Here is a 13,172-nt window from a genome sequence, read left to right on the forward strand (position 1 = left end):
AACCCGACCGGGAAATGCGAATGGTAGGCGGGGTCAGGGTGATTGGACGCTCGGACAGAGCCGAATTCCAGAATCCCTTCAACGACAGTATAGATCGCCGCGAAATTCGCGTCACCGGTCGCTCAGAGATTCAGTCTCGCTGCCGCCGGCAAATGGTTTTTCCCCGTTCCCCGCGACGATTTGACCCACCCCAGCGCTCGGCCATTGTGTTTGACGACGCACCAGCCGGTCAGTGCGCAGGCGATCGGTTGGCCGGCCAGAAAGGCCGTCGCCGTTTCCGCATCAACATCAATCGACTCGATTGCCGACATGCCCCCCGTTCGCCGTAACGCCGCCGCGTGCGCGGGCTTCCACGTCTGACCGGTGCGATAAACAAGTTCCGGACCGCACTGGGCGATCGATTCGACCCAATCCGGCACCCCATCAGGCCAGCCCCAAATCACAGCCCCGGACTGACGAGTCCGCTGGGGTACGGCGTCGAACCATTGGCTTAATTCGTCCGGCAACCGCTGGCGTTGCTTGGATCCCTTGGATCGTTTCCTCGCTGCCCCCGATGACGATGCCCCCGATGATTTTGTCTCCGTCGACCGGCCGTCGTAGCGGACCGACGCGGCAAAACTGCCGGCACAATCATGTCGCTGTGGCCATAAACGATAGGTACAATCCAGATCGCTACTCAGATAGTCGGCCAGTCTACCGACGGGGGCCGGATGCACCCCGTCTTGAGCGATCATCCAACGCACCTGGTCTTCGTTTTCCGCTTCGGCAAACGTGCAGGTGCTGAGCACGAGCTGGCCACCGGGTCGCAGCAGCTGCAGCGCGGAATCCAAAATCCGCCGACCGCGCGCTGCGCTATGTTCGATCTGCTTGGACGAAACCGCTGCGAGACTCTGTTTGCCGCGTCCCAACAGGGCTTGCCCGCTGCAGGGGGCGTCTACCAAAACCAGGTCAAAAATACCGCCAAGCCGCGCCGCCAATTGTTCAGGGTCCTGACTGGTGATCACATAGCGATCGTTGCCCGTCCGCGCCAGGTTGTACGCCAACGGCGCGATCCGTGATTTGATCGGCTCATTGGCCAACAAGAAACCATCGCCGATCGATTCCAGGAGCGCGCTTGATTTACCGCCGGGCGCCGCGCACAAATCGCACACCAATCGATCCCGCCGCGGCGGCGCGTCGGCATCACACGCGGCCAACGCCAGCATCGAACCGGCATCCTGCAAAAAGAAATCGCCGGCTGCATAGTCCAACGTTCGGCTGGGCCGCATGTCCGCATCACTCGGCGTGAACCCCAGCTGATACCAATCGATCGGCCGAACCGGAAATGACAACTGCTCACTGGCAACACCCAGCCGACATCGCACGGCGCTCCGATGGTGCGTCAGCAGTGCTTCGGTAAACGACTGGATGCCTTCGGGCAGCGGCGAAAAACCTCCCAATGCCGTAGCCAGGGAGTCGCTAAAATCGCTTGGCAAATCGAGATCCGAATGCTCCGTCATACCCGATCACGCTGAAAAAAATTCATCACCGCCAGCGCGGTCGACAAAACACATGCCAACAGTAGCGGCGATGTAAACGTGAACATGATGAACGCGCGGTGCGCCACGCGGCCGATGTCATCGCCCACCTCGTCAGGCTGGCCATAGACCAAGACGTTGATTTCTTGGCGGATCGCGGGGACACGAGCGGCATAAACCAACGCCGCAGAAATAAACGCAAACACGACCATCAACAACAACATCAGCGCCAGGCTGATCTGAAATTTAGGCCGCCGTCGCGATGGGGCCGGGGGACGCGATGGCAAACTCGGCTGCGGAGCGGTTCCACTCATGAATCGAACGCCTGTTTCGGCAGACTCGGCAGCGGTTTCGTCGCCGGTTGTGGCGGTAACCAAAGGTCTTCGACCTCTTGTCCACCCGCGTCGCGTCGCAACAACAAATACACGCCCCCTAGAAGTCCAAATGCAAACGTCAATTGCCAGGCTGTCAGCAACCAGCCGACCACGGTGGCGGCCGACGCAATCAGCCGCGGATCCGCCCCGCCTACGCCACCGATCAGACCGACGACCAGCAATGCCATCGCACATACACCGCCCAACAAGTATCCCGACAAATAGATCAGCACACCAGAAACCAATCCGTACCAGACCACCGACAACGGCCGACGAAACAAATACTCGTAACCACGGCTGAGCGAATCGATCGGATCGGGATCGGGCTCGTTGACCATGGCAGCCAAACCCAACGGGATGGCAAACAACGCCCCGAATCCCAGCACTCCGGCCGGGATCGCCAACAACCCGATGCAACCACCGCTGAGGATCGAAAGCAACGGGACGTTCACCAACAGGCTGGGAATTCGCACCAGAAACAACAGCAAAGCAAACGTCAGTAAACACAGCCAGGGAACGATCGGCACCAAATAGGACCACCAACAACGTGTCCGCACGATTTGCCCAGAGGACCGATTGTCGGGCAACGTCATACCGGCGGTCAACGACGCACCGGATCGGCAAACGAACTGGACGATTGGGGTCCACAACAGCACCAGAAACCCAACCGCAAACAACGATTTCAATACGGATTGCCCGATCACCAGCCCGGCCAGTTGCTGCATGTCGGTCATCAGCGGCGTCAACCGAGCCCGCTGTGCAAACACGCCCAACCCCCAGCCCAACACCATCACCGTCAGGATCACCCCCAGAAAGACCAAGCCGACATTGCTGGGCGAGGCAAGAATCCGACAGACACGCCCCAAGCGAATCCAGGGTGCGACATCCACCCACGAACGCATCCGCGAAAACATTCCGTCTTCAAATTCATAGCCCGAATGAATTTCGCTGTCGTTCAATCCGCTGCTCCAAATACCGAGGTCGCGAGGAAATCGCTAGGGATCCTAAGTGCTCTGCTTCAGCATCGCAGTATCACTCACGACGTCGCTCGGACGCAAGAAGCGGCCCGCCGCCAAAGCGCCACGATCTCGCTGGTCAGACTGGTCGCCACCGTGTTGTGGTAAGGCGAATCCGGCGGCAATCCGGCAATCAACCGCCGATGCGCCAGACCCAAATTGTGGTAGGGCAAACGCGGAAAAAGATGATGCAGGGCGTGGTAGCGCGTGCCGATGGGCCCCCACAGTTCACTGATCCAGGGGTGGTGGGGGTAGTTGACCGAATCCAACAATTGCTGCTCAAAACTCATTTCACCACCGTCGCCGGTCCAGCGATGCGCCCCCAGTGTGCGGACTTCGTTCAATATCAATAGTCCAATTGCCACGCCGTAAACAACGATCCAAAACGGATCGAACCACTGGCCGCTGGCGATCCGATGTCGAAAAATCAGCCCACAACCGACCAGAAAACAACCGCACTCTTGCAACACCACGATCCGCATTAGTTTGGGCGAAGCATCCTCGCGCTGATAAAACGGGTCCACCAGCATCGTCGATGCATGACGATGCACCAGCGAACGCGCGCTCGGGACCAACCAACAGATCGGACTCAGGATCACAAATCGAAACAATCCCAAAAACGGGATGATGACCGCTTGGCCGATAAACCCCAAGATCAACCAGCGACTGTGATGGCTGAGCGAAAGGTACTCGCCATCATGATCCGTGCCATAGTGCTTGCGACGATGGTGATCCACGTGAGGGTAATACAGGAACGAAGGAATAAAAAACGGGATGCCGCACAACAGATTCCAGACGATGCGAAACCCGGTGAAACCCCGCTTGGGCAAATGCACCAATTCGTGAATGAACATCACCGACCGCATGAACAACAGGACGGTCGCAACATACGCGACGATGACAACCGGGATCACCCAGGCCGCTGGCCAAAAAAACTGCGGAACGTAAAACGTCGCGAGGAGCGCCAGGTAACCGCCCGAGATCGAAAATAAAAAATCAGTCCAATAGATGCGCGCATTGGGCGTGGTCAAATCACCGATCAGGTGCCTGGCTTGGACGAACGAAAACCCTTGGTCAAAAGCGCGGGGCGAATCCCCATTTCGGTCGGACGCCAACTGGCCAAAATCGCTAGGGTCGGTATGGTGACGCCTCGCGGCGAAAACGTTCGTCGGATTGTCGTGGCTATCAACAGACATCTCAGCAAAATTTCAGAGGTAACTGTGCGGTAATTTCCAGTGGTATTAATAGCGCGGCGAATCGTGCGGCGCGTCACGACGGCACTGCCCGATTTGCATTATCGGCCGTCGCCAAGACCCGTTTGATCCAAGCCCCTGCGACAGTCAGGCTTTTTTTCAATGAACAACCGCCCCGCTGCTCCAAACGTCATCGTCATTGGCGCCGGCGCTGCCGGCATGGTCGCCGCCGCAGAAGCCGCGCTGCGCGGTGCCGTGGTCACCCTGCTGGAAAAAAACTCCAAAACGGGCGTCAAAATCCTGATGTCTGGCGGGACGCGTTGCAACATCACGCAAGACACCGATGCCCGCGGAATCGTCGCCGCCTTTGGTCGCTCGGGACGTTTCTTGCAAAAATCCGTTGGCGCCTTTGGGCCGTCCGATGTGGTCAAAATGTTTCATGACGCCGGGGTCGCAACAAAAATTGAATCGACCGGAAAAATCTTTCCCGAATCGAACCGCGCGATTCACGTTCGCGATGCCTTGCACCGGCGCGCGATCCAATCCGGCGTCACCATCCGCTTGCAGCAAGCTGTTCAACGGGTCCAGCGATCGGCGGATCGCTGGATCGTCCACACCGACAGCGATTCAATCTCGTGCGACCGATTGATCGTGACCGCCGGTGGCAAGAGTTGGCCTGGATGTGGAACCACCGGCGACGCCTATGCCTGGCTTCACCAACTTGGTCACACCATCGTTCGGACCCGACCGGCGTTGGTCCCTTTGGTCGGCGGATACCAGTGGAGCCACGCGCTGTCGGGGCTGACGTTGGACGACTGTATCGCATCGGTCTACAGTCGAGCCGACTGGGAGAACAAACCGCCATCGAAACGAAAACCGTTAGTCAGTCGCCGTAGCAGTTGGCTGTTTACACACCTCGGTTTCTCGGGCCCGGCGGCGATGGATGTCAGCGGGACCATCACGGCGGCCAATGACTTTGATGCGGTGAAACTAATGGTGGACCTGGCACCAGAAATCTCAACGCAACAAATCGAACAGGCGCTCGCTGACCGATCAGGCGGTGGCCGACGCAGCGTGACAAGCGTGCTGGGCGAATGGTTGCCGAATCGATTGGCCGAATCCATCGTCCAGGCCCATGCCGCAGATTTGCCGCTTGCCGAACTGCCACGTGACCGACTGCAGGCACTGGTCGCCGGTATCAAATCCGCCGAGTTTCCGGTTCAAGGCACTCGCGGGTTTGCCAAAGCCGAAGTCACCGCCGGTGGCGTGAAACTGTCCGAAGTCGATCCGCGGACCATGCACAGCCGCATCGCCGACGGACTGTATATCGCCGGCGAAGTGCTGGACGTTGACGGCTGGATCGGCGGCTATAATTTTCAAGCCGCATTCAGCACCGGTCGTGCCGCAGGAATCGCCGCCAGTCAGGTATAGCACTACCGAAACACGCCAACGCTGAATGCCGCTAAGTGCCGCAAGAATCGTACTTAAATCGATTCATCGGATCGGCAATGCCGCTCAGAACCTTCTAACAACGAATCGGCTGGGGATCGGATATCACTATTGGGCAGTCCATCGGGGTAGTCGCGTTTGATCATTTCGATCGCACTGGTCGCCACACACAAGTGCTTCCGTTTAGTGTCTTCGTAGAACGTCGCAGCTTCACTGGGAAGCTTTGGTTGTCCGTGCAACGGTTTGTCCGACACGCACAACAACGTGGCGTTGGGAATCCGATACCGAAATCCATTGGCCGCCACCGTCGCGGATTCCATGTCAACGGCAATGCTGCGGCTGACCTGCAAGTGCTCTCGCGTCCGCTTCAATGACAATTCCCAGTTGCGATCGGCGGTCGTGTAAACGATTCCAATTCGATAGGGCAGTTGGTCACCATCCAGCACGGCGGCCAATGATCGGTTGAGTAAAAAGCTGGGCGCGATCGGAACCGCCGCCGGCAACGCTTCATCAAGCAGGTGATCGGCACGCATGTAGCCGGATGCCAAAACAAAGTCACCGATCTCTTGATGATTCCGCACGCCAGCACAGTGCCCGACCATCAACATCGCATCAGGGCGCAACACGGCCAAATGATCCGTCAGATTCTTGGCGTTGGAGGGCCCGACGCCGATGTTGACGATACTGATCCCGCGATTGTCATCGTCTTTATGATGCAAGGTCGGCATCTGCACGCCGGATCGACTCGGCCCCACACAGTCAGGAAACTGGCTGGCAAAGGCCTCCAAGTGCATCTGGTAATTAGTCAGCAAAACGTAGCGCTGAAAATCTTCGGCCACTGTCCCGGTGTAATGTTCCAGTCGCTTGATCGACAACTCCGATCGTTCGGGCCCAAACAGAAACACCTTTTTGCGCGTCAAATCAAAATCGGTCTCGTCAACTAATTCCAACAGCGCGGGGGAATTTAGATCCACACGCTTTCTAGACCGCTTGATACGAATTTCTGCGCCACGTTTAGCAAGCTTGAACAATTCTCGCCGCAGATACCAACGGTAGGCGCGTGGTCGGGCGATCTTGCCAGAAAGTTCGGGATTGTGTTTCGACCAATGTCGATAGACGGTTAGCTTTGAATAGTGCCCGTCGTCATAAACATGTTCCATCCATGCGCAGGCAGCTTCGATCTGCCCACGCAATGCGTCTTCGCTCAGTTCCGGATTGATCTGAAAGTCATCGTTCATGCGAGCGATTGTGCACCAAACGGGACCAGGTGACAATCGACTGATGGTCAACTGACTTTCACGAAACTCGGCAGAGCGTCCATCATGTCCTTGACCACCGGTTCCAACACCGCTTTGACACCAGGGATCTGATAGGCGGTTTCCAACGCCGATTGCAGTTTTTCCACCAACGGGGTCAGCACGCCCTGCAGCATGGTCGTTCGTTCCGGCGTCAATTGATTGAACCCGGTGTCTCGCATGCGTTCGGTCAGCGTTTTGATCTGCGGGATCGTTGCCTGTGCAGATGCGACGTCCGAAATCGAACCAATCGATTGAGTCAGATCGGTCATCGCACCTCCCAAGTTGGCACCGATACCGTCCAGATTGATTTTGGGAACGGTCGCCTGCGGAGCCGTGGCGTCTGGAACCGTGGCTTCTGGAACCACCGGGCGCTGAACCTCGACACGCGTGTCGTTTGGTTGCACGTCGTCGGCGGAATTCCGGGCAACCTGCTGGACCTCGGGTGAGGACATCAACCACCAGGCCGCGATCCCCAGACCAACCACGACCGCCAGGGGCAGCAAAAATTTCACCAAATTGCCGTCGTCTTGTTTGCGGACCGGTGCATGAGGACGTGTCACACGCTCGGTCTGTGGCGTGCTGTCCATCAACCCGGCAATCCCAAGTTGGCGATTGAATTCGGCCGGCAGGTATTTGGCCACTTGAGCTTTTTGGCTCATCACCAGATTGATTAAGCTGCTCAGGTTTAAGTCTCCCGTCTTGACCCGCTTTGCGATCATGCCGAATAACAACGGTGCCAGCATCGAGAGCAACGACTTGGAAGATCCACGACCGATACCGGCAAGTTTCGAAACCATGTCGATTGCCGAGTCTTGGTTGTTACCCAACAATTTGGAGACAATCTCTCCGCCCAGTACCGACCAGACACTGGATTCTTGAGGGTTCGCCGCAGCGCCAAAATGATCGTCCAAGTCCTCCAACATGCCGGTATCAAACTGCTTGGCATGATGAAAGACATCCTCGGCCCCCTGCGGCGAGGAAACCTTTTTCATCAGTCCGCCCAACAGCGCCGAACCGGCGATGTCCATGGCTGACTTTGTTTTGGTCTCGTCCTCGCCCAGCATGCCAGCGACCTTGCTGAGCATTCCTGAACCGATCGCACGTTGCGCCATTTCCAACAAATTGACTGTCATCACCGAACTCCCGAAAAGCATTGTTTTGGATTTCACGTAATAACCAAAAACAGTGCCCTGGGGTCAGCCACAGCGCTGCTTCTACAAACCTCACGCATGAAAGCCAAAGCTTGCTCTGGCCGGGCATGAGAATACTGTGTCTTTCTGGCATCAAAATGCCCTCGGCGAGAATCGGATTGTCAATCCAGACTCCCTAAACGCTCTCTAATGGTCACGCTTGTGACTAAACGCGTCAAGCTTTGTAGGCCCCACGGCAGCCCCGAATGCAAAGATTCCCGCGGGCGATGTGATCAACGGTTCAGTCAGTCGTTGCGACCGCTGGCCTGTGTGTCACTCACAATGCAGATTGCGAAGTTCGTGATTGAGCCCTGCGTTGCCCGACAGTTCCAACAGCGTCGCGATTCGGTCACGTAAATAGACTCGAACGTTCGGGTCTTTTTCCGCATACGGTATCAACTGGCCAAACGCGGCGTGCACGATCCCTTTCCAAGACAATGGCAACATGATAATCCGCAATTCGTCATCACGATCACGACGGTAGCGACAGGGCATATCATGAGTCGACAAAGCAGCCAGCCCGCGGGCAATCCGGTCGATACACTCGATCGCGGTGAACGGGTCATTGACTCCGGGTGAAAGGGCCCGCGCGGCGATTTCAACGTATTGGTTGAACAGAAAAAAGATGTCTTGAGTCGGCGTTCTGGAATTCCCGACGGCGATCGCTCCGTGCAATCGATCGCTACAAATCTCTTCCTCCAGAGGATCTGGTGGGGAATCATCACTGTCGCCCGCGGCCCTGTCCGGCGGAGGACGTTTGACAGTGGCGATCGACTGACCGACCAATAGGTAATCGCCTGGTTGAACATCAAGCTTGACGACCGTGTTGTAACGCCGCGTGAAGCTCAGCAGCGATGTTTCGTCGATCCCTTGCAGGTAACCACTGCGGCGACAATGCACTTTGATTGAATCCTCCCAATCGGGCACCTGGGCGAGCGTTTGGTTTGTCTTCTGCTCTGAAGACTTGGGAAACAACTCGTTGATCTTCGCATCCATCGTCGTCGAGATATCGCCCAACACGTTGGAGATATGAATGCTTTCCGGAACATGATGAATGAAGTAAATCAGCACGCCGACACTCGCCAGTGTTAACGCGATCGCGACTGCGATCGAAAGGTGCGGGACGAACAGCGACGCCGACCACTGCGCGTAATCACCGGCTTCGCTGCGAACCGTCCGCAACACCAACAAACAATACAGAAAGGTTGCAACAAACGTCCCCAGCGTGATCTGGTTGCCACGGTCACGCATGAAGTTATCCAGTAGACGCGGTCCGTAATGCGATGTCGCATAGGAGACCGCAAGAATGGTCAGCGAGAACGTGACGCCAGTGACGGTGATCATTGAACCGGCAACCGTCGCCAACAGCGAGCGCGCTCCATCGGGCTGATTCATTGAAATCCACCAGGTATCCTTCATCCAGTCAGCCCCCAGTCGGTGATCCAATTGCACGACGACTTGGCTGCCCACAATCGCCATCAATGCCATCAGCGCAGGAATGAACCAATAGCTACCGCGGACCTGGTAAATGAATTGCCGAACTTTGGCACGCAAAGGACTGCCTCTGGAATGGTGATCGAATGGGGAAACGCAGTGGAAGGATGCATATCGTATGCCGAACCCGATCAGGCCGACAAACTGATCGATCTGCGACCAGCCTGGGTTGCAGCGGTGCATCCAAATGTCGCCCCTGTTGATTCAATCGCCGGTCCAACATCAATTGTTGTTCTGCCCCGCGCCAAAGCCTGGGAAAATGCTCCACCCGCATTACTGACGCGTCGGGTTGCGATAAACTGGCTTTCCGATTCGATTGGCACACCGCTTGCACCCTAGTCCTAGAGTTGCCGCTGCGAACCGAATCGCTTGAGACGGTCGTGGCGGCTATCATTGAGCACAACTGTTCCACCAATACAAGTATCGGAGTTTAGAGATGGTCACTCGTGAAGAGATTCGGGGACAATGGAATCAAGTCACCGGACAGTTAAAGGAGCACTGGGGACAATTGACCGACAATGACCTACAACGTGCCAAAGGCTCGGCCGAGCAACTGGTGGGGGTCGTTCAGCAAAAAACGGGCGCTTCCAGACGCGAAGTAGAAGAATTTTTGTCGAACGCGATTCGCAGCGGAAGTTCGACAATGTCACGGGTTGCCGAGTCGGCATCCCAATACGCCGACGAAGCCACGCAAGCCGCAGCCGAACAATACGCTCGGGCTGCGGAAAAGACCAAGCAGTGGGGCGATGAAGTCACACGCACTGTCAAAGAGCGTCCGGGTGAATCGCTCGCGGTCGCGTTCGGATTGGGCATCGCCGCTGGCGCGCTGTTCTTTCTTGGACGTCGCCGCTAAACCGCTGCCAACTTTCCTGTCCCTCCTCCCAACCCATTGACCTATGAATCAGCCACCCGAACCGAAAGGTCTAGGCCGCATCTTCGCAGACGTCATCGAACTGTGCGAATTGCAATGGCAATTGATCTCGGTCGATAGCCAACATGCCAAGCGACAGCTGATCAAAGGATCCGTGTTGGCCGGTTTGGCCGCAATCTTTGTTGCCGGTGCCTGCCTGTGTTTTGCGCTGGCAGCCGGTTGGTTGCTGGAGGATTTGACGACCTTGCCGACCAGTGCCTGTTTTGGCATCGTCGGATTGACCGGAGTGTTGATCGCAGCCATCCTCGGCTGGATCGCAATCCGTCGGTTCGGCGCTGCATCAGACGCATTGACGGAAGCAAAAAGCGAGTTTTCGGAGAACCTGAAATGGCTCAAGGCAACCATTATCTCCCCCGAATCCTCGGCTCGTAACCGTTTCCGCGCACACGATTTCCATACCCAGACGCAAGCTCCGCAATCAGATCGGAGGTAGTGATCAACTTATGAACCTTCAAGGAGAGACGACGATGTCTACACAACCCAACAGCATTCCCGCGGCCGAGCAGTCTCAGGCACGCCAAGTATTTCAAGACGGTGCCGATGCACTTGCCGCAACGGCCAGAGACGCCACCGAGCACTACGTCACAGAACCGGCGAGTGATATCTTTACACTGGCCAAAGAATACGCCAAAGACAAACCGGAAGTCGCGGCGGCTTGGGCGTTCGGCATCGGATTTTTGATCGGCTGGAAATGCAAACCTTGGTAGCCAGCCCTCTGTTTGGCACCCTCGAAACGGTGAATCGACTGTGAAAGCGATGTTGGGATCCTGTCTGGTCGTCGATGACGTTCGTTCGATACGACGCCAAGTCGTCACGTGGATGTCCGAATTGGGATTCGAATGTCGCGATGCTGACAACGGCGCCGGTGCTTGGGAATTGCTCCAGCAGCGGCCCGTCAATTTGGTTGTCACCGATATCGACATGCCCGTCAGCAGCGGATTTGACTTGCTACAATCAATCCGCTCAAGTTCCGACGACGCGCTACGGCAAACTGCCGTCTTGGTCATCAGTAGTTTACGAGACCATGAAATTGAACCGTTGGTCCGTCAACAACAGGCCAATGCGTTTGTGATGAAACCGCTAGACAAGTCTCTGTTTGTAGACGCGGTGTTCAGAACCCTACGAGACTCACCGGCATGGGGAAGCTTTCCAACCAACCTTGGCGAAGCACACCAGATCTCGCCCCGCCTGCGTGACTTGGTGCGACGCGCGCAAGAAAGCCAATCTCAACAGTAGGGTGGAAAGGTCTGCATGCAAATTCAGGGAATCGAGCGATTTGGGTGGTGTCGTGTCGGGGTGGTATGGATCGGCTTGCAGGTGCTTTCGGTCGCGTCGCTGGTTGCCGCACCACCCTGCCGCATTCAAATCGTGGATCAAAGCAATGGCTGGCCGGTGCCGCTGGTTGAACTAACCACCACCCATCATGTTCGTTTCATTTCCGACAATGCCGGCGTCATCGCATTCGATTTACCGGAATTGATGAACACCGAAACTTGGTTTTCGATTCGTGGTCATGGTTATTCGGTCGACAAAGACGGATTTGGTTTCGCCGGCGTTCGGTTGACTCCGCGCCCCGGCGAAACGCTCACTGTTTCAGTTCGCAGAGAAATGCCGGGAAAGCGTCTCGGTCGCCTGACCGGCGGTGGCTTGTTTGCCGAAAGCCAGAAGCTGGGTGATCACCAACAGTGGACCGAACAGGGAATCCTAGGCTGTGACAGTGTGCAAAACATTCATCACAACGGAAAACTAATTTGGGGTTGGGGCGACACGACGGTAGCCAAGTATCCCTTGGGCAGGTTTCATATGACCGGCGCCACAACCATTCCGCGTCCACTGGAATCGTTTCAGCCACCGCTGCAATTGCGATTCGATTATGTCCGCGATGTAGAAGGGATGCCGCGGGACGTTGCAAAGATGCCGGGTCCGGGGCCGACATGGCTGTTCGGCTATGTCAGTCTGGCGGACGATCAAGGGCGACATCAGTTGGGTGCAACCTACTCCAAAATCAATCCGCCGTTGGACGAGTACGAGAAAGGACTGTGCATTTGGAATGACGATGCGCAACGCTTTGATCGCGAGAAAGTCGTCTGGAAAAAGTCGGACCAGAATCCGCAACCGCCCGAGATGCCCCATGGACATTGCGTGCTGTGGACCGATGACGACGGCATCCAGTGGGCCTTGTTCGGCGACCCGTTTCCGACCATTCGTTGCCGAGCGACCTACGCAGACTGGTCAGATCCGTCGAAGTGGGAAACGATCGATGCACCGCGATCTGTCAGTCTGGCGCAGCCTGGTTCAGAAAACAATCAATCCCAGATCGAACCTCACCGTGGTGCCATCGCGTGGAATGAATTTCGCCAAAAATGGGTCACCGTGTTCACCCAGAAATTTGGTGACTCGTCGGCTTTGGGTGAAATCTGGTATGCCGAATCCGACTCGCCACTGGGCCCCTGGGCCGGTGCCGTGAAAGTGGTCACGCATGACAATTACACCTTCTACAACCCGCAACTGCACCCAGGTTTTGTTCAACCGGGTTCGCCAATTTTGTTGTTCGAAGGCACCTACACATCGACGTTCTCTAAAACCACATCGCCCTCGCCGCGATACGACTACAACCAAGTGTTGTACCGATTGGACTTGGATGAACTGTTCGCCGACCAACCGAGTTCGAGCCATTAGTCCGGCGGTTGTTTGCGGCAGCAGCACAAGG

The 13,172-nt window shown here is 56.5% G+C and carries 13 protein-coding genes; 6 read left to right on the forward strand and 7 right to left on the reverse strand.

Going from position 1 to position 13,172, the window contains the following annotated elements:
* Positions 1-122: 122 nt before the first annotated feature.
* The 4 genes from NHH03_RS21290 to NHH03_RS21305 all read right to left on the reverse strand — a co-directional run bounded on the left by NHH03_RS21290 (position 123) and on the right by NHH03_RS21305 (position 4,103).
* Positions 123-1,499, reverse strand: coding sequence for a methyltransferase RsmF C-terminal domain-like protein (locus NHH03_RS21290; RefSeq protein WP_253159427.1), 1,377 nt, complete (start codon positions 1,497-1,499; stop codon positions 123-125).
* Complete coding sequence (locus tag NHH03_RS21295) at positions 1,496-1,831, reverse strand: hypothetical protein (RefSeq protein ID WP_253159430.1); 336 nt, start codon at positions 1,829-1,831, stop codon at positions 1,496-1,498. The genes NHH03_RS21290 and NHH03_RS21295 overlap by 4 nt, the downstream gene beginning before the upstream one ends.
* Positions 1,828-2,850 carry a hypothetical protein gene (locus NHH03_RS21300; protein WP_253159432.1) on the reverse strand — a complete coding sequence of 341 codons (1,023 nt, stop codon included), beginning with the start codon at positions 2,848-2,850 and terminating at the stop codon, positions 1,828-1,830. Before NHH03_RS21300 ends, NHH03_RS21295 begins: the two co-directional genes overlap by 4 nt.
* 77 nt (positions 2,851-2,927) lie before the next feature.
* Positions 2,928-4,103 (reverse strand): fatty acid desaturase family protein, encoded by a 1,176-nt coding sequence (locus NHH03_RS21305; RefSeq protein ID WP_253159434.1) that lies wholly within the window; start codon positions 4,101-4,103, stop codon positions 2,928-2,930.
* Between the two features lie 159 nt (positions 4,104-4,262).
* On the opposite strand from NHH03_RS21305, the gene NHH03_RS21310 reads away from it, so the two are divergent.
* Positions 4,263-5,531: a BaiN/RdsA family NAD(P)/FAD-dependent oxidoreductase gene (locus NHH03_RS21310; protein ID WP_253159436.1), complete on the forward strand. Its 1,269-nt coding sequence runs from the start codon at positions 4,263-4,265 to the stop codon at positions 5,529-5,531.
* Positions 5,532-5,584: 53 nt separating this feature from the next.
* Here NHH03_RS21310 and NHH03_RS21315 read toward each other — a convergent pair whose 3' ends face one another.
* The 3 genes from NHH03_RS21315 to NHH03_RS21325 form a co-directional block, all read right to left on the reverse strand.
* Positions 5,585-6,787 carry a phosphorylase family protein gene (locus tag NHH03_RS21315; RefSeq protein WP_253159438.1) on the reverse strand — a complete coding sequence of 401 codons (1,203 nt, stop codon included), beginning with the start codon at positions 6,785-6,787 and terminating at the stop codon, positions 5,585-5,587.
* A gap of 47 nt (positions 6,788-6,834) precedes the next feature.
* Entirely contained in the window at positions 6,835-7,980 is a 1,146-nt protein-coding gene (locus NHH03_RS21320) for a DUF937 domain-containing protein (protein ID WP_253159440.1), read from the reverse strand.
* Positions 7,981-8,310: 330 nt separating this feature from the next.
* Positions 8,311-9,591, reverse strand: a complete 1,281-nt coding sequence (locus NHH03_RS21325) for a DUF2254 domain-containing protein (protein ID WP_253159442.1) — start codon at positions 9,589-9,591, stop codon at positions 8,311-8,313.
* Between the two features lie 376 nt (positions 9,592-9,967).
* Between NHH03_RS21325 and NHH03_RS21330 the strand changes: the two genes are divergently transcribed.
* The 5 genes from NHH03_RS21330 to NHH03_RS21350 are packed head-to-tail and all read left to right on the forward strand — an operon-like array spanning position 9,968 to position 13,141.
* A complete protein-coding gene (locus NHH03_RS21330; RefSeq protein ID WP_253159444.1) occupies positions 9,968-10,384 on the forward strand; it encodes a CsbD family protein in 417 nt (138 codons plus the stop codon).
* A gap of 43 nt (positions 10,385-10,427) precedes the next feature.
* Positions 10,428-10,895, forward strand: coding sequence for a phage holin family protein (locus tag NHH03_RS21335; RefSeq protein ID WP_253159446.1), 468 nt, complete (start codon positions 10,428-10,430; stop codon positions 10,893-10,895).
* A gap of 34 nt (positions 10,896-10,929) precedes the next feature.
* Positions 10,930-11,169: a hypothetical protein gene (locus tag NHH03_RS21340; RefSeq protein WP_253159447.1), complete on the forward strand. Its 240-nt coding sequence runs from the start codon at positions 10,930-10,932 to the stop codon at positions 11,167-11,169.
* Between the two features lie 49 nt (positions 11,170-11,218).
* Positions 11,219-11,698 carry a response regulator gene (locus NHH03_RS21345; protein WP_253159472.1) on the forward strand — a complete coding sequence of 160 codons (480 nt, stop codon included), beginning with the start codon at positions 11,219-11,221 and terminating at the stop codon, positions 11,696-11,698.
* A gap of 15 nt (positions 11,699-11,713) precedes the next feature.
* Entirely contained in the window at positions 11,714-13,141 is a 1,428-nt protein-coding gene (locus NHH03_RS21350; protein WP_253159449.1) for a DUF4185 domain-containing protein, read from the forward strand.
* Positions 13,142-13,172: the final 31 nt, after the last annotated feature.

The sequence above is a fragment of the Stieleria tagensis genome (assembly GCF_024129865.1).
Taxonomy (GTDB): domain Bacteria; phylum Planctomycetota; class Planctomycetia; order Pirellulales; family Pirellulaceae; genus Stieleria; species Stieleria tagensis.